At 60.8% G+C, this 20758-nt stretch carries 23 protein-coding genes and 1 pseudogene; 15 read left to right on the top strand and 9 right to left on the bottom strand.

Features of this window, described 5'->3' with window-relative positions; all coding sequences use genetic code 11:
* Positions 1-114 precede the first annotated feature (114 nt).
* The gene (gene metK, locus ACOYW2_RS24720; protein ID WP_482420392.1) at positions 115-1287 is read left to right on the top strand and encodes a methionine adenosyltransferase; all 1173 of its coding nucleotides are present in this window, start codon (positions 115-117) and stop codon (positions 1285-1287) included.
* A gap of 71 nt (positions 1288-1358) precedes the next feature.
* On the opposite strand, the gene ACOYW2_RS24715 is transcribed toward metK, so the two are convergent.
* Both ACOYW2_RS24715 and ACOYW2_RS24710 read right to left on the bottom strand, forming a co-directional pair.
* Entirely contained in the window at positions 1359-2243 is an 885-nt protein-coding gene (locus ACOYW2_RS24715; protein ID WP_482768294.1) for a hypothetical protein, read from the bottom strand.
* 123 nt (positions 2244-2366) lie between these two features.
* Positions 2367-3935, bottom strand: a complete 1569-nt coding sequence (locus tag ACOYW2_RS24710; RefSeq protein ID WP_482768293.1) for a SpoIID/LytB domain-containing protein — start codon at positions 3933-3935, stop codon at positions 2367-2369.
* Positions 3936-4065: 130 nt separating this feature from the next.
* Between ACOYW2_RS24710 and ACOYW2_RS24705 the strand changes: the two genes are divergently transcribed.
* Genes ACOYW2_RS24705 through ACOYW2_RS24695 form a run of 3 tightly spaced genes read left to right on the top strand, consistent with a single transcriptional unit; the run spans position 4066 to position 6484 of the window.
* On the top strand, positions 4066-4851 hold the full coding sequence (locus tag ACOYW2_RS24705) for an MlaE family ABC transporter permease (protein ID WP_482420389.1): 786 nt from the start codon (positions 4066-4068) through the stop codon (positions 4849-4851).
* Between the two features lie 14 nt (positions 4852-4865).
* Positions 4866-5579 (top strand): ATP-binding cassette domain-containing protein, encoded by a 714-nt coding sequence (locus tag ACOYW2_RS24700; RefSeq protein ID WP_482768292.1) that lies wholly within the window; start codon positions 4866-4868, stop codon positions 5577-5579.
* Positions 5576-6484, top strand: a complete 909-nt coding sequence (locus ACOYW2_RS24695) for an MlaD family protein (protein WP_482418475.1) — start codon at positions 5576-5578, stop codon at positions 6482-6484. The genes ACOYW2_RS24700 and ACOYW2_RS24695 overlap by 4 nt, the downstream gene beginning before the upstream one ends.
* Before the next feature lie 52 nt (positions 6485-6536).
* Here the strand turns inward: ACOYW2_RS24695 and mobB are convergent, their stop codons facing one another.
* Positions 6537-7019, bottom strand: coding sequence for a molybdopterin-guanine dinucleotide biosynthesis protein B (mobB, locus tag ACOYW2_RS24690; RefSeq protein ID WP_482768291.1), 483 nt, complete (start codon positions 7017-7019; stop codon positions 6537-6539).
* A gap of 408 nt (positions 7020-7427) precedes the next feature.
* Between mobB and ACOYW2_RS24685 the strand changes: the two genes are divergently transcribed.
* Positions 7428-7952, top strand: a complete 525-nt coding sequence (locus tag ACOYW2_RS24685; protein WP_482768290.1) for a shikimate kinase — start codon at positions 7428-7430, stop codon at positions 7950-7952.
* Between the two features lie 6 nt (positions 7953-7958).
* Here ACOYW2_RS24685 and tatC read toward each other — a convergent pair whose 3' ends face one another.
* The gene (gene tatC, locus ACOYW2_RS24680; protein WP_482768289.1) at positions 7959-8762 is read right to left on the bottom strand and encodes a twin-arginine translocase subunit TatC; all 804 of its coding nucleotides are present in this window, start codon (positions 8760-8762) and stop codon (positions 7959-7961) included.
* A 13-nt stretch (positions 8763-8775) separates the two neighbouring features.
* Complete coding sequence (locus tag ACOYW2_RS24675) at positions 8776-9075, bottom strand: twin-arginine translocase TatA/TatE family subunit (RefSeq protein WP_482420384.1); 300 nt, start codon at positions 9073-9075, stop codon at positions 8776-8778.
* 341 nt (positions 9076-9416) lie between these two features.
* Between ACOYW2_RS24675 and ACOYW2_RS24670 the strand changes: the two genes are divergently transcribed.
* Both ACOYW2_RS24670 and ACOYW2_RS24665 read left to right on the top strand, forming a co-directional pair.
* On the top strand, positions 9417-9722 hold the full coding sequence (locus ACOYW2_RS24670; protein WP_482768288.1) for a helix-turn-helix domain-containing protein: 306 nt from the start codon (positions 9417-9419) through the stop codon (positions 9720-9722).
* The gene (locus ACOYW2_RS24665; RefSeq protein ID WP_482768287.1) at positions 9650-10228 is read left to right on the top strand and encodes an IclR family transcriptional regulator; all 579 of its coding nucleotides are present in this window, start codon (positions 9650-9652) and stop codon (positions 10226-10228) included. The genes ACOYW2_RS24670 and ACOYW2_RS24665 overlap by 73 nt, the downstream gene beginning before the upstream one ends.
* Here the strand turns inward: ACOYW2_RS24665 and ACOYW2_RS24660 are convergent.
* Complete coding sequence (locus ACOYW2_RS24660) at positions 10198-10719, bottom strand: adenine phosphoribosyltransferase (protein WP_482418471.1); 522 nt, start codon at positions 10717-10719, stop codon at positions 10198-10200. The genes ACOYW2_RS24665 and ACOYW2_RS24660 overlap by 31 nt on opposite strands.
* A 42-nt stretch (positions 10720-10761) precedes the next feature.
* Entirely contained in the window at positions 10762-11514 is a 753-nt protein-coding gene (gene mtnP / locus ACOYW2_RS24655; protein ID WP_482768286.1) for an S-methyl-5'-thioadenosine phosphorylase, read from the bottom strand.
* Positions 11515-11832: 318 nt separating this feature from the next.
* Between mtnP and mtnA the strand changes: the two genes are divergently transcribed.
* The 7 genes and pseudogenes from mtnA to pabB all read left to right on the top strand — a co-directional run bounded on the left by mtnA (position 11833) and on the right by pabB (position 18300).
* Positions 11833-12957: an S-methyl-5-thioribose-1-phosphate isomerase gene (gene mtnA, locus ACOYW2_RS24650; RefSeq protein WP_482418469.1), complete on the top strand. Its 1125-nt coding sequence runs from the start codon at positions 11833-11835 to the stop codon at positions 12955-12957.
* Positions 12948-13442 carry a siroheme decarboxylase subunit beta gene (gene ahbB / locus ACOYW2_RS24645; RefSeq protein ID WP_482768285.1) on the top strand — a complete coding sequence of 165 codons (495 nt, stop codon included), beginning with the start codon at positions 12948-12950 and terminating at the stop codon, positions 13440-13442. The genes mtnA and ahbB overlap by 10 nt, the downstream gene beginning before the upstream one ends.
* A 176-nt stretch (positions 13443-13618) precedes the next feature.
* The gene (locus ACOYW2_RS24640) at positions 13619-14416 is read left to right on the top strand and encodes a protein phosphatase 2C domain-containing protein (protein ID WP_482771084.1); all 798 of its coding nucleotides are present in this window, start codon (positions 13619-13621) and stop codon (positions 14414-14416) included.
* 15 nt (positions 14417-14431) lie between these two features.
* Positions 14432-15118, top strand: coding sequence for an FHA domain-containing protein (locus tag ACOYW2_RS24635; RefSeq protein ID WP_180137976.1), 687 nt, complete (start codon positions 14432-14434; stop codon positions 15116-15118).
* A gap of 310 nt (positions 15119-15428) precedes the next feature.
* The gene (locus ACOYW2_RS24630; RefSeq protein WP_482768284.1) at positions 15429-16019 is read left to right on the top strand and encodes an anthranilate synthase component II; all 591 of its coding nucleotides are present in this window, start codon (positions 15429-15431) and stop codon (positions 16017-16019) included.
* A 12-nt stretch (positions 16020-16031) separates the two neighbouring features.
* Positions 16032-16502: pseudogene (locus ACOYW2_RS24625) on the top strand (hypothetical protein); the annotation flags it as partial.
* Positions 16503-16551: 49 nt separating this feature from the next.
* Complete coding sequence (gene pabB / locus ACOYW2_RS24620; protein ID WP_482768283.1) at positions 16552-18300, top strand: aminodeoxychorismate synthase component I; 1749 nt, start codon at positions 16552-16554, stop codon at positions 18298-18300.
* A gap of 88 nt (positions 18301-18388) precedes the next feature.
* Here the strand turns inward: pabB and ACOYW2_RS24615 are convergent, their stop codons facing one another.
* Positions 18389-19009, bottom strand: a complete 621-nt coding sequence (locus ACOYW2_RS24615) for a TetR/AcrR family transcriptional regulator (RefSeq protein ID WP_482418465.1) — start codon at positions 19007-19009, stop codon at positions 18389-18391.
* Positions 19010-19512: 503 nt separating this feature from the next.
* On the opposite strand from ACOYW2_RS24615, the gene yhbY reads away from it, so the two are divergent.
* The gene (gene yhbY, locus ACOYW2_RS24610) at positions 19513-19842 is read left to right on the top strand and encodes a ribosome assembly RNA-binding protein YhbY (protein WP_482418464.1); all 330 of its coding nucleotides are present in this window, start codon (positions 19513-19515) and stop codon (positions 19840-19842) included.
* A 172-nt stretch (positions 19843-20014) separates the two neighbouring features.
* On the opposite strand, the gene ACOYW2_RS24605 is transcribed toward yhbY, so the two are convergent.
* Positions 20015-20434, bottom strand: a complete 420-nt coding sequence (locus tag ACOYW2_RS24605; RefSeq protein ID WP_482418463.1) for a hypothetical protein — start codon at positions 20432-20434, stop codon at positions 20015-20017.
* Positions 20435-20758: the final 324 nt, after the last annotated feature.

Below are 20758 nucleotides of genomic sequence, written 5' to 3'. Positions count from 1 at the left end.
TTTCCGTGAAAACATAAGCCAACCGGGACGCCTGCTCATCTGACTCCCGCCCGACAGACACCGGTCGATTCATACGAAGCGATTTAGATTTCAAGTGTTCCAAAGGAGCAGAGAATGACCAACGCAAACTACTTTTTTACTTCGGAGTCCGTAACGGAGGGTCACCCCGACAAGGTGGCCGACGCTATTTCCGACTCCATCCTGGATGCCATCATGGCCCAGGACACCCGATGCAGGGTTGCATGCGAGACCCTGGTCACCACCGGCATGGCCTTTATCGCCGGTGAGATCACCACCAATTGTTACGTGGACATGACCCAGATTGTCAGGGACACCATCCGCGAGATCGGCTACGACTCCTCGGACATGGGCTTCGACTGGCAGACGTGTGCTGTGATTTCCAGCATCGACAAGCAGTCCGAAGACATTGCCCAGGGCGTTAACGAAGGCGAAGGCCTCTTCAAGGACCAGGGCGCCGGCGACCAGGGCCTGATGTTCGGCTACGCCATCGACGAGACCCCCGAGCTCATGCCCATGACCGTGGTGTTCGCCCACAAACTCACCCAGCGCCTTGCCGAGGTGAGGAAAACCGGCGTGCTTCCCTACCTTCGCCCCGACGGAAAAGCCCAGGTCACCATTGAATACGAAGATGGAAAAGCTACGCGCGTGGACACCGTGGTGGTCTCTTCCCAGCACACCCCCGAGGTGAGCCACGAAGACCTTCAGGAAGGCATCATCAAAGAGGTTGTGCTCAAGGTCATCCCCCTTGAGATGATCGACGACAAGACCCGCTTCTTCATCAACCCCACCGGGCGGTTTGTTGTGGGTGGCCCCATGGGCGACTGCGGCCTCACCGGCCGTAAGATCATCGTCGACACCTACGGCGGCCGAGGAAGCCACGGCGGCGGTTGCTTTTCCGGAAAAGATCCCTCCAAGGTGGACCGAAGCGCCTCCTACATGGGCCGTTACATCGCCAAGAACATCGTGGCCGCTGGCCTTGCCAAGGAGTGCGAGGTCCAGGTGGCGTATGCCATCGGTGTTGCCGAGCCCGTTTCTGTCCTCGTGGACACCATGGGCACCGGGGTTATTCCCCAGGAGCGCATTGCTGAGATTGTCCGCGAGGTCTTTGACCTGCGCCCGGCAGCCATCATCGAGCAGCTCGACCTTCTGAAGCCCATTTACAAAATGACCTCGGCTTACGGCCACTTCGGACGTACCGACAGCGAAGGCTTTACCTGGGAGCGCACCGACAAGGTGGACATCCTTCGGGAGAAAGCAGGTATCTGAGGTTTTGCCGTATCACGGGTCTGACGGGTAGATGATTAAAGGGGTGCCTCCCTCATGGGGGCGCCCCTTTTTTATTTCCGGCGCTTGTCCGGGGGCGGGTCCAGGACAATGACGACCCGGCACTGGCTGAGGAAGGTGGTGTGGGAGACGTCTGAGCGGATGCGGGCGGCGTCCTGGCTGCTGATGATGATGTCGGTGCGGGCGCCCTCGGTGGTGCCGATGCCGGTGACCATGAGGGGGTTCTCTCCGGCTGAGAGGCCCTGGCCGGCCCGGGCCAGGGAGCTTTCATAGACAGCCACCCCACGCTGGACCGCGTATTCCCGGCTGATGACGGTGGGGCCGTAGACCTCTTCCCCGGATTCGGTGACCACGCGCGGGGCAAGCCCAGGAATGACGTCTACCCCTCGGGCATCGACGATGAGGCCGGTGTAGGCGTCGTGGGTGGAAAGGGCATCCGAGGCTTCGGACGTGAACAACGGCCTGATGGGGTTGATCTGCCGGATCTCTTCCGGAAGGATGAGCTGGGAGAAGGCCCCCCTGAGGGGGAGGGTGAGGGTGACCTGGACGGAACCGTCCGTGAGGAACCGTTTTTCCGTCATGGGGGTGGACAGGAACATCAGGTCCACCTGGGCGACCACCTCCCGGCTGTCTCCCATGACATCACCGCCGGTGGTGTCGCCGTGGATGGTCAGGTGCCGGAGGATGGACGAAAGGTTGGACCGGGCCGCCTCAACGGCCCGGTTGACGTAATGCTCCCTTGCTTCGGGGGAGGCAGGCTGCCCGGCCTTCTCATTGGGGGCATGCATCCCTTCGGCCCGCACCGAGCCGTTGCTCCAGTCGATGAGGCCGTGATCAAAGTTTTCTGTTATCCCCTGGCCCGCGGCACCGAAGAGGGGCCCGGAAGAGAGGAGCATCAGCGCTCCCAGGAGAACAAGGGTCATCAGGCGTCGTTTCATGACGGGCCTTATAAAAAGGTCGTAGACAATACCGCTCAGGGGAAAACCGAAGGGCCCTTGGAAAAAACACCGATTCCGGGGTCTTTTGACGGGGCCCGTGTCGTGGTTCGCAAAAACCCGATATCAGCGAACCCCTTCTTTGTCAATGGTGACCAGCGAGACGTTTTTGTAGTAGTGGTGCAAAATGGTGTCGTAGGTGAACCCGGACGCGGCCATTTTCCGAGCCCCCCACTGGCTCATGCCCACACCGTGACCGTAGCCGCACCCCTCGAAGGTGAAGTGCCTCTTTTTCCGGGTGACCGAGAACCGGGCGCTCTTGATCACCTCGGGGCCCATGGCCAGCCTGAACTCGTTGCCGGTGAGCTCAAGGCGTCCCCGGGAGGTGCTGATGATCACCCGGCCGTTGCGGCCGGAAGGGGAGGGCTCACTGGTTTCCAGGGAGATGATTCCCCCGGGGCGGTACCCCTTTTCCCACAACTTCCTGACCATGCTGTCGGCGTCCACCTCTCCTGTCCAGCAGGCATCCGGGGCCAGTCGGCTGAAGCTGTCCTTGACCCCCTTCAGGTAGGGAAGGGCCGCTCCCCAGACCGCGTCGGCGCTTTCGGTCATGCCGCCGCTGTTGGCGTGGAAGCAGGCGATGATGGGCAGGCCCTGAAAGGCGAGGTAGTGTCCCTTTGTGCTGTCCACCGGGGCGGTGGTCTCCGGGGTCTCGGCATCGGCGCCCCCGTAAACCTGAAAGGCGGTGGTGGCCTCCAGGTCAAAGCGGGCGTGGGCCTTGCGGTTTAGGAGGGTGTGGTAGGTGTAGGAGCGTGAGGCCACGGCCTGGGCTTTGAGTGCCTCTTCCGGCCAGAGGGGGCTCATCTCTTTGGGGAGGACCCCGTAGAGATACTCTTCCACCGGCAGGGTGTTGACCACGGTGATGCCCTCTTCATCCGGCCAGAGGGTCACCTCACCGCGGTAGGCGTGTCCGTCCACCCGGGGGCGCCCGGAGCCGGGCCCCAAGGTCAGGGTGAGGTTGCCGGCCACGACCCCGTTGACCACCAGGCCCTCCTGGCCCGTGGTGACGGTGACCGGCCCGTTGCCTTCAAACAGGGGGGTGCCGTCCCGAAGCACGGTCATGGGCTCACCGGTTCGGCCGAGGATCACCTGGTCCACCTGGTGGCGCAGCAGGACCCGGACCTTTTCCGGGAGTTTTGCCATGGCTTTGTCCTGGGCCTCCGGTGCGGGCTGTTCACCGGCCAGGATCTCGGCCTGGCGCAGCCAGGCCCGGGCCGAGGAGCTGCGCATGTGCTCGGGGTAGAGCTCCACAAAACGCTGGAAGTGGGTCACGGCTTCGGCAAAGCGGCCGTTGCGGTAGGAGACCGCTCCCAGGGCAAAGCGGGCGTCGATGATCACCGCGGTGTCGGGGTAGGTGGTCTCGATCTGTTCCAGGCAGGCCACGGCCGTGTCAGGCAGGTTCAGGTTGCGGCTGTAAAGAACGGAGAGAAAGAGAAGGGCCCTTGCGCGTTCCTCTCGATCGGTGCTGCCTTCCAGGATGCGTCGGTAAAGGGCCGCGGCTTCGAGGGAACTGCCCTGTTCAAGGAGGCCGGAGGCCTCTTCGAAGAGGTCGTAGCGGGGTGCGGATGCTGCAAAGACGGGCGGGACGACGAACAGGAGCAGGCAGAGGGTGACAAGGTATTTCAGGCGAATCATGGGGTGAGTTCCCTCCGGGTGAAACGGTTAAAATCGGTTGATCTTTGTCGATTGAATTGACTATACTTTTCCGGCAGAACAAGAGTAGCGGATAATGCGGATATTGACAACCAATCCACAGGGGCTTGCGTTGAAATGGATCGGACGAACATGCGGCTATGTCGGGCGAGTCACCCTGGACTTTGTGGGGATGGCCCTGGTTCGGGCCGCCTTTACCTTGCGTATTCTCACCCTTCTGGTGAGGCGCCCGGCCGACGGGCGTGCCCAGGTGAAGCGGGCGGTGGTGGAGCAGATCTACTTTACGGCTGTCCAGGCCCTGCCCCTGATCATCCCCTTGGCCCTGCTCGTGGGCAGCGCCATGATCATTCAGTTTACCAAGGTCTCCGGGGAGTTTGAGCTCGGAAAGGCCGCTGTCATTCTCGTTGTCCGTGAGATCGGCCCCCTCATCACCGCCCTGGTGGTCATCCTGCGCTCGGCCACGGCCGTCACCGCCGAGATGAGCTGCATGACCGTGTTCAACGAGATCGAAGCCATGGAGATGTCCGGGGTGGATCCCATGTGGGTTCTCTCCTACTCCCGGTTCACCGGCATCACTTCGGCGGTGGTCTGCCTCTTCGTGGTCTTTGACTTAGCCGCCCTGTTCGGTGGCCAGGTGGTGGCCTGGGCCACCACAAGTCAGTCCGGGGACATCTTTATCTTTCAGGTGGCCAAGGCCATCAGCGGCACCGACCTGGTAGTGAGCCTTGTCAAGGCACTGCTCTTTGGCCTGATTATCACGGTGGTGAGCCTGTTCCACGGGTACACCACCGTCCGCAAGGTCTCCCGTATCCCCGTGAGTGTCTCCCGGGCCGCCGTGGAGAGCTTTTTTGCCTGCATGCTGGTCAACGCCTTTGTCTCCATCGTTTTTTACCTGTAGAGGATGCCATGCCCATGTCGACACCTGCCGCCGGGGATGCCGGTACAGATCCCACACCGGTGGTCCGGTTGACGAATCTTTCGGTGGAGGACACCTGGAAGGGCAGGACCCTTACCGACCTGGATCTTTCCCTGCCCCCCGGGGCGGCGGTTCATCTCTCCGCCGACAACCCGGCCGACGCCCACCTGCTGCTTCGGTGCCTTGCCACCTTGAGCTGGCCCACCCGGGGCCGGTATTTTTTTGGCGGCGAAGAGCTGCCCTTTACCTGGTATGAGAGGCTTCTTCCGGTGAAGCGCAGGATCGGGTATCTCTACCCCATGGCCGCCATGGTGAGAAACCGCACCGTGGAGGAGAACCTCGATTATCAGGCCCACTACTTCAGCGACACGGATCTCGTCCGCCACCAGGGGCTCAAGGAGGAGCTGGTGAGGGCCTTCGGCATCCAGGACGCCCTTCCCTTCTGCCCGGAGCTGGTGAGCGCCATGGAGCAGCGGCGCGCCATCGCCGTGCGGGACATCCTCAAGGAGCCCCTGCTCTTTCTGGCCGAGTACCCGGAAGAGTTTGTGGGGCGCGGGTATTTCTCCTGCTTCATCGCTGAGATCCGGAAGGTCCTCTCGCGGGGGGGCGTGTTTGTCTACACCACCAACTACCGCGGGTTCGGCAAAGAGCTGACCCCCCTGGATCTTCGCCTGGAAAACGGCACGCTCGTAAAGGAGCTGGCACCATGATTGTTCGCTACGACACCCGCGAAAAGGTGGTGGGGGCCTTTATGCTCTCCATCATGATCCTTCTGGCCCTCACCGTGCTGGCCATCGGCCGGAGCAAGGACTGGTTCCGGGAGAAGGTGACCTACTTCACCACCTTTAAAGAGAGCTACAACCTGGAGACCAATGCGGCGGTGAAGCTCTTCAATGCCGATATCGGCAAGGTGACGGAGGTGAGCCTCGTGGGCAATGTGGTCCACGTGCGCATGGCCATTTTTGCCGAATACGCCCCGCGCATACGAAAAGACTCCGTTGCCACGGTCCAGAGCGTCAACTACATCGGCAACAAGTACATCTCCATCACCCCGGGCACCCCGGAGTCGCCCGAGCTTCTGGCCGACGAGGAGATCTCTTCGGAAGAGCAGCCGTCCGTGGCCGACCTCCTGGCAAAATTTGAGGTGGAAGAGACCGCCAAGAAGGTGATCCGGGCCGTTCAGGATGTCTCGGAAGTGGCCACCCTGCTCCGGGATCCCGAAGGGCCGTTGTTTGAGGCCTTGAACAGCATCAACAACTCCTTGAACGCCGTGGAGGTTCGCGTGGGGGCCATCCTGGACAGCCTGGCCGTGGCCGTGGACAAGGTGCCCCACACCGTGGATCTGGTGGATCGGGACCTGGAGAAGGTCCACGAGATCGGCATGGAGATCCAGACCAACATCGCCCTGTTGCAACAGGTCCTTGAAAATGTGGAGGTGGGAAGCCGGGACGTGCCCACCATCACCGAGACAACGGTCAAGGGGATTGAGGAGATCCGGGTGGGGGTGGAGCAGATCGATGAGGTGGTAAAATCCCTTAAAAAGAGCATCCTCATCCGGGGGAACCTGCCCCCGGGACCCGAGGTGAAGGGGCAGGACGCGGGGAGCCGTCCCTGACCCATTCGGGAGAATCGCTTTGGAGCCACCGGCAGGCATGCCGGTGGCTTTTTTATGCCAGAAAGGTCTCGGCAATGAAGTCGGCGACGCCCTGGGGATCGTCCGGATCCAGGGTGGGAAGGCCGTCTGCCTGGGGGGCATCGGTGATGCGGGCCACAAGCCTGGTGAGGCCTTTTAAGGGGGCTTTTCCCGTTTCCCGCCTGTGGACCTCGATTTTGGGGCGGGCCGAGCCCTTGTAGCCTTCGGTGATGATGAGGTCCAGGTCCGCCATCTGCCCTTCCAGCTCTTCCAGCCGCACAGGAGTGACCTTTCTCACCAGGGCGTAGGCTGTCTCCGAGGCCACCATCACGGCGTCGGCTCCGGCCTGCTGGTGTTTCCAGCTGTCTTTTCCTTCGTGGTCCATGGAAAACCCGTGGGCCGTGTGCTTGATGACGCCCACCCGAAAGCCTTTTTGCTGCAGCAGGGGGATGATGCGCGTGATGAGGGTGGTTTTTCCGGACCCCGATGTGCCCACAATGGAGAGGGTGACAGCCATGTTTTTGTCCTTGGTTTGGAAGGTTGGCCGCTGCCGACGGGCAGGGACATCGCTACCCTAAAAGATGGCCTTTGGCCTTGTCAAGGCCAATGAGGCCCCGGGGCAGGGCCAACGCATTTACCAATTCCGCTGCCTCCGGCGGGTCGCTTTTTGAAAAAAGCTCCGCAAAAATAAGAGGGGCTATGGCCGGTTGCGACGCATCCGAAAAAAATCAAACCTGCTTGTCTAACTTTTCAAAAGTTTGGCCCCCGGCAGGGCCGCCGGAGGCTCCTGGGCCCCGGGTTTTGGCCTCACCGACATCTTTTTTTGTGCATTGGGAAGGATCCTTTGAAAGCGCGGAGGCAATGGGGTATTCTGGCCCCCTTGAAGGCTTTGGATTCACGAGATGTAATGTCAGGAGCGCAACGCATGATAAAGAAAAACGTGGTACTTACCGGCATGCCCGCCGCGGGCAAGAGCACCGTGGGGGTGATTCTGGCCAAGCGCCTGGGCCTGAACTTCACCGACAGCGACGTCTACATCCAGACGTGCGAGGGGCGGCGTCTTTCGGAGATTATCCGGGAGGAGGGGCTGGATAGATTCAAGGAGATTGAAGAGGGGCGCCTGTGCGAGATGGCGGTCACCGGCACGGTCATCGCCACCGGGGGCAGCGTCATTTACGGGCAGAGGGCCATGGACCACCTGGCTACAGACGGGGTCATCGTCTACCTTCACACCCCCCTTTCCGTTCTCATGGAGCGGCTCAGCGACCTGGGCGCCCGGGGCGTGGTGATCCAGCCGGGGATGAGCGTGGAGAGCCTTTACCAGGAGCGCCATCCCCTGTACATGGGGCGCGCTCACATCGTGATTCCCACCGACGGCCTCACCCCGTCCGGGGTGGCAGACGCCATCCATGAGGCCTTGATCAAGAGGGAAGGCGAAACCTGGCGGTAGATCCGCTTAGGCGTCCTCTTTGGGGGCGTCTTCATCGCTTTGGACCGGGGGCTCGGTTTCGGGCTCCTCATCCTCATCGGCAGCGCCCAGGGGCCGCCTCCCAAAGGCCATGGCTCCGAAGATGCTCAGCTCGTAGAGGAGGATCATGGGGGTGGCCAAAAGGATCTGGGTGACCACGTCCGGCGGGGTGAGGATGGCCCCGAAGACAAAGAAGAAGACCACGGCGTATTTGCGGTTTTTTCGCAGGAAGGCAGGGGTCACAAGGCCCAGGGCGGCCAGGATGGTGATGAAGATGGGCAGCTCAAAGGCAAGACCAAAGGCCATGAGCAGCTTGGATGCAAAGGAGAGGTACTCCTTCATGGTGGGCAGGGCCCTCAACGACTCCGAGGCAAAGCCCAGGAAGAACTTGAACCCGAAGGGGAAGACAAAGAAATAGCCGAACAGGGCGCCGCCGGTGAAGAAGACGACGGAGAGCAGGACGGCCGGTGCCATGACCCATTTTTCCCGCTTGTAGAGACCCGGTGCGATGAACATCCAGATCTCGAAGATGATCACCGGGCTGGCCAGAAGCAGTCCGGCCAGGAGGGAGACCTTGAGGTAGGTGAAAAAGGCCTCGGGCAGACCCGTGAAGATGATGGCGTCGCCCTTGGGAAGCACCTCAATGAGGGGGCGTGTGAGGAGGTCGAAGATCACCTCCTTGAAGCCGTAGGCGACGGCCGCTCCGATGGCGATGGCGATGAAGCAGCGGATGAGCCGGGTTCTCAGCTCGTCCAGGTGCTCGGTAAACGGGAGTTTGTCCTCTTCCTGCATGATCCGTGTCTCTTTATAGGTGATCTCGGGGGCAGGATGAACGTGAACCCTCGGTCTGTTTCGGCGTTTCCGTGTCGGGGGAGGCGTCGTCTTTGGCGGCCAGGGTCACTTTTTTCATTTCACCACCGGCCTTTTCGGTGGAAGGGGTCTCTAAGTCCACCGTAAAGGTCTCCTTGAGATCGCTTGTTGCCTTGCGAAATTCTCCAAAGGCTCTGCCGAGGGTCTTGGCCAGTTCCGGCAGCTTTTTCGGGCCGATGACAATGAGTGCCACGGCCATGATCAGGAGGATTTCGGGCATCCCCATTCCAAACATGGTGGTCATCTCCTTGAAAAAATTGAGAGTTGTCTCGGGTAAAACGCAAGGACGGTTGTACTTGTTTTGGGGGGCGGTGTCAAGGTGAAGGGCCGCGGCTACAGGGTGAACGCATTTAACAATTCCGTTGCCTCAGGCGGGTCGCTTTTTGAAAAAAGCTCCGCAAAAACGTTTCCGCTGCGCTTGTCCGCAGCTGAGGGCATTTCGGCGATTTACGGGAAAGATTTGGGGTCCGATTGACAGGGGTCCGGGGAATGTACTACAAGGGATTGGCTGAAACATAAAGGGGTTGGGTTGGGTGCGCCGCTGTCGGGCGCCGTCTGAAACGGTTTTTGTGCTGTATGGAGGCGATCATGGCAATTCAATCGGTAAAACGGGCACTTGACATACTCTCCCTCTTTACTCCGTCCCAGCCTTCCCTGGGCATCACCGATATGGCCCGCCTTTTGGGCCTTGCCAAGCCCACCATCCACGGCCTGGGGACCCCAATCTTGCCGATGAGGCGTTCCTCAGCCAGAGCGATGAGACGAAAAAGTACGCCCTGGGCCTCAGGGTGTATGAGCTGGGGACCTGCGTGGTCAGCCACCTCAGGGTCAACCAGATCGGCGGCCCTGCGGCACGGCGCCTGGCACGGCAGACCGCCCTGATGTCCCGCATTGCCATCTGGGATCGGGGCATGGCCCTGGTGACCTTGAACCAGCTGCCCAACGACCCCTCCCTTCCCTTTACCAACCTGGGGCCCAAGGTCCCTGCCTATTGCTCGGCCGTGGGAAAGGCCATGCTTTCCACCCTGCCTGTGGACGCCCTTGACGCCTATTTTGATCGCACCCGGATGACCCCTTTGACCCCCAAGACCCTCACCGACGAGGGGGCCCTGAGAAGGGAGCTTGCCACGGTCCGGAGCCGGGGTTACGCCCTGGAGTCCGAGGAGTACATCATGGGCCTGGCCTGCATCGGCGCTCCTCTTTTTGATCACACCGGCAGGGCCGTGGCCGCCATCAGCGTCTCCGGTTCCCCGGAGCTTCTGGAATCAAAGGAGGTGCCGGCCATTGCCACGGATGTGATGCGGACGGCCGGCGAGATCTCCTTTGCTTTGGGCTTTACCCCGGAATCGACTCCCGATCAGTCGCCTTCGAATTCACACATGGCGTAGATCGGCGTGTCCCCGGTTTTGGCCCGGCCGCCCAGGTCGGGAAGCTCCACGATAAACCCGCACTCCACGATATCCCCGCCCAGGCTGTTCACCAGCTTGATGGCGGCTTCAATGGTGCCGCCGGTGGCGATGAGGTCATCGATGATCACCACCTTCTCGCCCTTTTCGATGGCGTCTTCGTGCATCTCCACTTCGGCCTCCCCATACTCCAGGGCATAGGACTCCTCAATGGTTTTCCAGGGCAGCTTGCCTTTTTTGCGCACCGGCACAAAGCCCACGCCGAGCTGGTAGGCCAGCACCGCTCCGAAGACAAAGCCCCGGGCGTCGATGCCCACAACCTTCTGGATGCCCTTGTCCTTGTAGCGTTCGTAAAAGAGGTCGCAGGCCTTGCGGTAGGCCTCGGGGTCCTGCATAAGGGTGGTGATGTCCCGGAAAATCACGCCCTCGATGGGCCAGCCGGGGATGGAACGAATGGTCTCTTTGATGTTCATGCTCTTTCCTGACATGGGGTTATATCGATCATTACTGTTTTTTTATGGGGTGCCGATCCTGGGAATGGCTTTGGTGAGAAGCCCTTTGACCCGGTCGGTGTTCTTGTGGAAGACCTCGAGGATCTCCTCCCAGGAGACGGGGGCCTCGTCCTCTTTCCAGCAGTCGTAGTCGGTGCTCATGGCCACGGCAGCGTAGGGAATGCCCGCTTCGTTGGCCAGGGCCGCTTCGGTTGCCACGCTCATGTTGATGACGTCGGCGCCCCAGGAACGGAACATCCTGGACTCTGCGCGGGTGGAGAAGCGGGGGCCTTCGATGGTCACCACGGTCCCTTTTTCGTGGGTGTGGTTGCCGTGGGTCATGCTGGTTTCGTAGAGCACCTTGCGAAGATGGGCATCAAAGGGAGTGGCCATGCCGGTGTGGACGGCGCCTCCGGAAAAGTCTTCGTGGAAGGTGTTGCACCGCTTGCGGGTGAAGTCGATGAACTGGTCCAGGATCACAAAGTGGCCCCGGTCGATCTCCTCGCGCAGGCTGCCGCAGGCCGTGGTGGCCACGATATGGGTGGCGCCCATCTCTTTCAAGGCGTGGATGTTGGCCCGGTAGTTTACCTGGCTGGGGCTGTACTGGTGCCGTCGGCCATGACGGGCCAGGAGCAGGACCCGGCACCCGTCGATGACGCCTCGGGTGATGGGGGACGAGGGCGCGCCGTAGGGGGTGGTGAGGGTGACCTCCTCGGCCTGTTGCAGGATGTTCGGATCGTCGAGTCCCGATCCGCCGATGATACCCACCTGAATCATGTGCATCTCCTTAGGGAATGTCTGTGGCCTCGTGTCGGTGCATGGGCGATGCGCTGAGAAATCATGAAGCGCCAAGGCCGGCTCCCGAGGGGTTGTCAACCCGTTCGGTTTTCACTCAATCGTGCGGCCGAAAGGGCGGGGCCGGTGACGCTCCGGTGGCCCGGATTCCCTTGAAAACCGCCGGATACCGCTATACGAGGCCCTTGAATTATGGTAATAAGGCTTATACGTTAATACGTGATATGAGACAATATTTTTGTTCCAGCCCCTTTGCTCACCCCCGGACAGGGGGGAGCCCACGATAGATATGAGGTCCCTATGAAGGTAGACGGCAAAGAGATGCGCCCCATCTGGCTCAGCAGCGACAACCCTTTGGAAGTTCATGTGATTGATCAGCGGATGCTCCCCCACGAGCTGGTGATTGCTCCTTTAAAGGACGTGGACGACACCATCCATGCCATCCGGGAGATGTTTGTCCGGGGGGCCCCCCTCATCGGCGCCACCGGTGCCTGGGGTGTGTACCTCGCCTGCATCAACGCCCCGGGGGGAGAGGTCTCTGATGCCTGGGTGCAGGCCGAGGCCGACCGCCTCAAGGCCTCGCGCCCCACGGCGGTGAACCTGGCCTGGGCCGTGGATCGCATGACGGCGCGCATCGCTGCCGTGGAAGGCGACGGCCAACGGGTGCGAACGGCCCGGGAAGAGGCTGCCGCCATCACCGACGAGGAGGCGGAGAACTGTCGCCTCATCGGAGAGCACGGCGTCTCCCTCATTGAGGCCATCAGCAAGAAGAAAAACGGGGAGACCGTCAACATCCTGACCCACTGCAACGCCGGGTGGCTGGCCTGTGTGGAGTACGGCACGGCAACCGCCCCCATTTACGAGGCATTCAACCGGGGGATCGATGTCCACGTTTGGGTGGACGAGACCCGGCCCCTGAACCAGGGAGCCCGCCTGACGGCCTGGGAGCTGGGCAAGCACGGGGTTAAGCACACCGTCATTGCCGACAATGCCGGCGGCCATCTCATGCAGCACGGCATGGTGGACCTGGTCATTACCGGCACCGACCGCACCACCTGGACCGGGGACGTGGCCAACAAAATCGGGACCTACTTAAAGGCCCTGGCCGCCAAAGACAACGACATCCCCTTCTGGGTGGCTCTTCCGTCCTCCACCTTTGACTGGGAGATGAACGACGGGGTTGGCGAGATTCCCATTGAGGTACGCAACCCCGATGAGATCCGCTACATTCAGGGGAAGGTGGACGGCAAGCTGGTACAGGTGCTGGTACCCCCCGCAGGGTCTGCCTGCGAAAACCACGCCTTTGACGTCACCCCGGCCCGCCTGGTGACGGGGTTCATCACCGAACGGGGCCTGTGCGAGGCCAGTGGGGAAGGGGTCCTGGGCCTTTTTCCCGAGAAGGGAAAGGAGGCGTCATGTCGCTAAGTGATCAGGAAAAGCAGGTGATCTCAGCCATTCAGGGGGACATCCCCGTGTGCGAAAACCCCTACCGGGAGCTGGCCGCAGGGCTTAACATGAGTGAAGAGGCCTTCCTTGAGGTCCTGCAGGGGCTGAACGACAAGGGGCTCATCCGCCGCTTCGGGGCCACCCTGCGCCACCAGAAGTCGGGGTTCACCGCCAACGCCATGGTGGCCTGGCAGGTGGAGGAGGCCCGTGTTGAAGAGGTGGGGTCCACCATGGCCACCTACAAAGAGGTGTCCCACTGCTACCGGCGAAACCCGGCCGAGGCGTGGCCCTACAACCTCTACACCATGATCCACGCCACCAGCAAAGAGGCCTGCCTCGACACGGCGCGCCGGATCTCCGAGCAGGCCGGGGTGGCTGTCTACCGGGTGCTCTTCAGCAAGCGGGAGCTCAAGAAGATCTCCATGACCTACTTTTCCCAGCCCGGGGCGTCGGCAGGAGCCTGATGCCTGGCTGACCCCGTAAGAATGGTCGTTTTGGCTTGTTTAAGGTGTTTGGACGTATTACCTTGTCACCTGGTCGAGCCGACCCCCTCCTTAAATGTTTTGTGAGCCCTTTGGATACCCAATCTCCTGACGGCGTTCCGGTGAGCCGGGGCGCCCCTGTGATGAGAAAAGGCTTGATGACCATGCATGTGGAACATGTCGCCCTTACCGATACGGGATGCAGGCGATCCCGGAATGAAGACGCCTTTTTCGGCTGCGATGCGCTGAAGCTCTATGTGGTCTCCGACGGCATGGGGGGGCACCGGGCCGGGGACGTGGCCAGCCGCCTGGTGGTGGAGGGCATGCAGGAATACATCCGGCGGGAGGCTCCCCGGAACGGGGGGCCGCTGGTCCCTGCGGACTCCGGGCTCTCCTGTCAGGCCGCATGCCTCGTGGACGCCATCGGTTACGCCAACCGGAAGGTGTGGGACGAGGCCCGTCGCCGGAGCGAATGCGAGGGCATGGGGGCCACGGTATCGGCGGTGTGGATCTGCGGAGATACTTTTGTGGCGGCCAACGTGGGAGACAGCCCGGTCTACTGCGTCCACGGCCAGGCCATCGAGATGGTGTCCGTGCCCCACACCTTTCCCAAGGAGGGCGACCACGTGTTGACCCGCGCCGTGGGAGTGGACCGGGAGGTGCAGGCCGATGTGTGCGAGAGCCAGTGCTATGGCGGGGATCGCTTTGTCCTCTGCTCCGACGGGTTGAGCAATCTGGTTTCCGAGGAGGAGATTCTGTTGACGGTGTGTCAGCAGTCCGCAGAAGAGGCCTCCCGGTCCCTGGTGGAGCTTGCCAAGGCCCGGGGCGGGGACGACAACATCACCGTGATGGTGGTGACGGTGGGTGCGAAAGGGGCCGTTTCAGGATGGCTGCGCCGGGTGTTCGGGCCCTTTTTGCCAGGTATGAAAACGAGCGCACGGCGCCATGGGGCATGATGAAAGGATAATTCGATGCCGGTAGTTCAGTTGCAGTACAAAGATCGGGTGATCAGTCGACACAGGGTGGAGCCGGGGGGAAGCCTGACCATCGGCCGGCACCCGGAAAGCGATGTGGTGATCGACAACGCCGCGGTGTCGGGAAAGCATGCCAAGATCGACGGCCTGGAAGGCGGCTATTTCATCACCGACCTCAAGAGCACCAACGGCACCTTTTTAAACAGCATCATGATCACGACCAGCCAGCTCCGGCACGGAGACAGCATCGTCATCGGGCGGCACCGGTTGATCTTCGGGTACGCCAAGGGGGAAGCCCGGCCGGAAAAGGAGCGGGCGCCCCTGGACAAGACCGTGGTGATGGACGCGGGCAGGCATCGCACCTCGGTTCCCTCGGCAGACGTCAACGCCTACCTCTCCGTTCTCAAGGGCGGAAGCGGTGAGATCCCCCTGACCAAAAAAGTGACCAAGGTGGGCAAGGACCCGGTGTGCGATATCGTGGTCTCGGGCTTTGGCGTGGGCAAGGTCTCCTTTACCATCAGCAAGATGCCCAAGGGGTTCCAGGTGAATTACATCAGCGGTTTTAAGCGTCCCAAAGTCAACGGCGAGCCCTTGAAGACCTCGTTGAAGCTCCGGGAGTTCGACACCGTGGACATCGGTGCCATGCGCATCCAGTTTGTCTACCGGGAGTCCCTTTTTATGTAGCGTTTGAAACCCTGTGGCGAATGCATTCGCGTCATGTGTGACATGTGGCAACCGTTTATGCAGGAGAGACCTGCATTTAAAAATTCTTGTAACTATTCAGCTCCAAAAAACAGCCTCCGGCGGCAAGGTGTGCCACCTTGAAAGCAGGTAGCGGAAGTGATTTGCCCCTCGTTCCTCGGGGCAAATCACTTCCGCATTTAAAACGGCATTCATGCAACTATTTTTTTTATGACCTGTTTGTTAAACTTTTTAAAAGTTTAGCCCCCGGCAGGGCCGCCGGAGGCTTTTTTCAACAAAGAGTGAGGTGGACGTGGCCACACTGCTTGTCGTCGACAACTACGACTCCTTTACCTACAACCTGGTTCAGATGTTCAAGGGGATCCCCGGGCTCACCACCAAGGTGTTCCGAAGCGACGCCATCTCCCTGCGCCAGGCCGAAGTCCTTTCCCCCGATTACATTCTCATCAGCCCGGGGCCCAAATCACCGGCCTACGCCGGGATCTCCATTCCCATGATCCGTGCCTTTTACAGGCGGGTACCCATCCTGGGGGTCTGCCTCGGCATGCAGTCCATCAACGAGGCCTTCGGGGGCAAAACCGTCCGTGCCCCGGTGCCGGTCCATGGCAAGCAGAGCCCTGTGGCCCATACGGGATCGGGGGTCTTCAAGGACGTGCCCTCCCCGGTGCGGGTGGCCAGGTACCACTCCCTCATGGTGGAGATGGCCGACGAGGCCCCCCTGGAGATCACGGCCCACTCCGAAGACGGGGTGGTCATGGGCCTTGCCCACCGCGATCACCCCTTGTGGGGGGTGCAGTTCCACCCGGAGAGCTTCATGACCGATCACGGCCGGACCATGGTCGCCAACTTTCTCAATCTCGGCCCCTTGAAGGGGCATGCATAGCCGCTAAAATTCATGGCGCCGGTTTCAGCCCGGCGGAAGCAGGGAGGCCCCACGGTGTTGGACAGGATTTTCAATTCATGGCCCCACGGCCTGGTGATCACGCGCAGAGCGCTGACGTTGACAGAACCCTTTGAGACCCTTGCCTCCCGGTTTGCACGGGACGAGGGCACCGTGGTGCTGCTCAGCGGGGGAGAACTCGACTCCGCCCGATATCATATGCTGGCCACCATGCCCTTTCTGACCCTTTCCGGGTACGGTGAGGAGATGACCCTTGCCGTAAAGGGGCGCACCGAGCGCTTCACCGCCGACCCCTTTGACGCGGTGCGGGCCCTGGCCCGGCGGTTTCCCCTGGACGGAGAGAACGATTGGGGGCCGGTGGCCTCCGGTCTTTTCGGGTACCTTGCCTACGACCTCAAAGATGCCGTGGAAAAACTGCCCCGCACCACCCTGGACCGCCGAAGGCTGCCCCAGCTCTGGTTTGCCGCCCCACAGGCCCTGGCGGAAACTGCGTCACGGCGAGGCCTCCCTCTGGGTGACGGCGGCGAGCCGGGAAGAGGCGGGCCGCACCGAAGAGGCCTTCCTGGAGCGGCTCAAAGGCCCTGCCCCTGCCCCGGGGCGCTTCGGCGGTATCGGCGGGTTCACATCCAATTTCGACATGCCCGGCTACATGGCCGCCATCGAGCGGATCAAGGAGTACATCCGTGCCGGGGACATCTATCAGGTCAACATGTCCCAGCGGTTTGAAGGGGGCTTTACCGGAGATCCCTACGCCCTGTTCACGGAGCTCTTTGCCGCCAACCCCGCACCCTTTTTCGCCTATGTCCAGGCAGGCTCCCACCAGATTGTCTCTACCTCCCCGGAGCGGTTCCTCAAGCTGGAGGGACAGGCCGTGGAGTCCCGGCCCATCAAGGGCACCCGTCCCCGGGGCAAGACCCCGGAGGAGGATGCGGCCCTGCAGCGGGAGCTGGAGACCAGTCCCAAGGATGACGCCGAGCTCTCCATGATCGTGGATTTGATGCGCAACGACATCGGCAAGGTGTGCCGGGCGGGAAGCGTTTCCGTGGTCCGGCACAAGAAGGTGGAGGCCTACAAAAACGTCTTTCACCTTGTCTCCACCGTGGAAGGGGAGCTTGATAGCGGCGCCGATGCCGTGGACCTGCTCCGGGCCACCTTTCCCGGTGGGTCTATTACGGGCTGCCCCAAGATCCGTTCCATGGAGATCATCGACGAGCTGGAGAGCGATTGCCGCCATGTCTACACCGGGTCCATGGGGTACCTGAGCTTCCACGGCACCATGGACCTGTCCATCGCCATCCGCACCGCGACCCTCTGCGAAGGGCGGGTGAACTTTTCCGTGGGGGGCGGGGTGGTTTACGACTCCGATCCCGAGGCGGAGTTCCATGAGACCCTCCACAAAGGAGAGACCCTCATGAACGCCTTTACCGGGCATCGCAAGGGAAAGGCCCGGGAGACGATGGTGTGGCTGGACGGCCGCCTGACGTCGGCAACAGGGGCGGGGTTTCCCGTCATGAGCCGTGCCGTGCAGTACGGGGCCGGGGTGTTTGAGACCCTGCGTGTGGAAAAGGGCAGGGTTCCCTTTCTCAGTCACCACCTTTCACGCCTTCACAAAAGCTGGTCCGGGCTTTTCGGGGGAGACCTGCCCGAGTTGACCTGGGAGGCCATTATCCTGGAAGTTGTGGCGGCCAACGGGCTTGCCGGAAAGACCGCGGCGGTCAAGATCATGCTGGGGCAGGGGGAGGATCAGAGCCAGGCCTTCGGCGGTCACGTGGCCGTCACCGCCCGGCCGTATACCCACCGCCTGGAGGTGGTGCAGAAGCCGGGGCTCAGCGTGGTCTCCTTTCCTTCGCTTCGGATGACCTCTCTGGCCGATCACAAGAGCCTGAACTACCTTCTGAGCCTCAAGGCCCTGGCCTATGCCGAGGGCATGGGGGCTGATGAAGCTCTGTTGATGAACGGAGACAACTCGGTGTCGGAGCTGGCCACGGCCAACCTGCTTGCCCTGTCCGGGGACCGGGTGATCCTTCCTGCCTCGCCCATGTGCTTCCCGCGGGTGCCCAGCTCCAGGGATCCTGATCCCGCAGCAGCAGCAGCAGCAGAGACAGAGGAGCTGCTTTCGGTCGATCTGGTTGCCATGGACGGGGTGGTGGCCACCAACGCCCTCATGGGGGCGGTGCCGGTTCTTGAGGTGGATGGGCAGGCTGTGAAAGGGGCGGTGACAGGGCTATGCGCGGATATGAATGCGGAGCTGGGGATTCGGTGAGGTGGGCTGGCCAACAAAAAAGCAGGCCTTTCGGCCTGCTTGGTTTGCTTGGCGGGGTGCCTCGGGTAACCGGGCATGGTCCGGGCGGCTAATCGTCGATGCTGGCGGCCCGAAGCATCTTGCAGAGGAGGGCGGAGAGTCGGTTGACGTGCTTTTCGATCTCTTCACGGGTTCTGCCGGGGTAGTTCCTGAAGGTCATCAGGATGCCGTTGAGGGAGGCGTAGAAGGCGTGGGCGTGGATGCGGTCGGCACAGGCAATGCCGTTGCGCTGGAGCACCTTCTCAAATTTGTTCAGCATGGCGCGCTGGACGCCGTTGTATTTGCGGAGCAGGTCCGGGGTCATGGACCCCTTGATCATGAGGTAGCTCATCATCTGGAAGGTGGGCTCTCGGTCGATCAGGTACCTGATCAGCGATTCCGAGAACTCTTCCAGGGTGAGTTCCTCGTTTGATTCCAGCAGATTCCCGAGCCACTTTTCCATCTCCCGGAGGTCCTTGATGAAGGCCTCCACAAAGAGATCTTCCCTGCTGGGGAAATACCGGTACATCGATGCGGGGGAGACGCCGACAGCGGCTGCAATGTCCCTGACGCCGATCTCATCGAAGGGTTTCTTGCCGAAAAGTTCCAGGGTGGCTTCAATGAGAATCTCTCGTCGAGCCTCCCGCTCTCCTTCTTTCAGCTTGAGAAACTTTGATTTATTGTCCATCATGTCCAAGAATCCTGATTGTTGCGTTTAAACTTCCCTTACCCGCATGCAAGCGGTCACTTCCATCGTGCGCAAAAATATCCATAGAGGAAGGTACAGCTCCGAATTGTGACGGATTGATCCAGCTTGTGTGGAAGGGGCTTTGATAAAACCTCTAATGACAGATATCGCTGTTTGGAAGGATTCGAGCTGAGCTGAGCTGTGTAATGGCTTCCAGAAATGAAAACGATATACCGTAAAGTTAACACCAGTATACCAGACGGAATGTGACTTATCAAGGAGAATTGACAGGGTTGCCTTGCCATGGGAAGCGGGCAAATGTATGATGCGTTTTTTGGCTGTTTCCCCTGCCCTGGGCTGGGGTTATGCTTCGAAGACAAGGCCGCGGACAGACGGTTGAACAACGGATACGATGGGCTCCTTTGCCGGAGCCATCGGTACGTCACGCACACACCGGCGAGATGCCGGAACCATAAAGCCCGAAAGGGCCCGGGAGAGACAAAAAAGTGAAAGAACTACAAGGGTTTCAGAGAAAATATTTGCGGGGCCTGGCCCACGGCATCAAGCCGGTGGTCTTTGTGGGACAAAAAGGGGTGACCGATGCCGTGATCCTCTCCATGGAAGAGGCCTTGAACGCCCATGAGCTGATCAAGGTCAAGTTCATCGACTTCAAGGAGAAGGAGTCCAAGGAGACACTCTCCGAAGAGCTGAAGGAGCGCACGGGCAGCTGCCTGGCCGGGATGATCGGTCACATGTCGATTTTTTACCGCCCCCACAAAGACCCGAAAAAGAGGCATATCGTGGTACCCAAAACACGGAAGGATATTCCGGTATAGCCGCATACCGGCGGATTTCCGACGAAGCAGGCTTGATAATCGATCAAAAAAAGGCGAGAGCCCCGAAAAGGGCACCCGCCTTTTTTTATTTGGGCGGACGTAACGACTCAACGCCTGAAAAGCTGCCTCCGGCGGCAAGGTGTGCCACCTTGAAGGCAGGTTACGAACGATATTACGCTGCGTTGGTGCAGGCTTCGTCAAAGCGGGCCTTGAGGTAGGCCAGCTTGTCCGCGTCGAACTCGTCCATGTCAAAGCAGTAGCCGTCGCTTCCCTTGAGGCCGTCGGGGATGAGGTCCCCCTCTTCGTCCGGGTCGGTGATCATGTCCCCGTAAAAGCAGACGGAGAGCCAGCGCTCGGCCGGGTCGTCGTCAATGACATCCACCATGACGAATAGATCTCGGTCGGTCTGGGCTGCGTGGCGTGCCCTGAGGGAGTAGCTGACACCGGGGCGGCTGTGGAAATCCAGGGTGACGCCCTCTTTGGTGTTCAGGTAGTCTTTGAGGCTGAGGAAGGCTTCTTTCATGCGTGTATCCGTCTCGGTCCAGCTTTCGGCGAAGGCGTTTACGGCATCGAGAATGGTCGAATCGGTCATGGTCGGGCTCCTTGGTGATGGGGTCTGGGAAAAAGAAAGAGAGGAAGACGGCCCGGGCTGGCCGTGGGTCTCGTTGCTTTTTGCCCTGGCCCGTAAGTAATCGGCGCTGTGGGTGCAGGGCCGTGGGTTTTTATAAGGTACTTTGCATGTAAATGGGGAGTATAAAAGATGGCTCGCCGCGGTGTCAAGGCAGCTGTTTATTGGCCGTTGATGTCTCGGGATTTCCGGTGTATAGGGGTAACCGACATAAAAGAAACGGCAATACGGCAAGGATGTTCTACCGGGAGGGAAACCATGGGGTGCGGGGTGTTGGAAGAGGCCGGT

The sequence above is a fragment of the Desulfoluna sp. CLI2B genome (genome assembly GCF_056847375.1).
The sequence above is the reverse complement of the archived record's forward strand: the minus strand, read 5'-3'. Positions and strand labels throughout refer to the sequence as shown.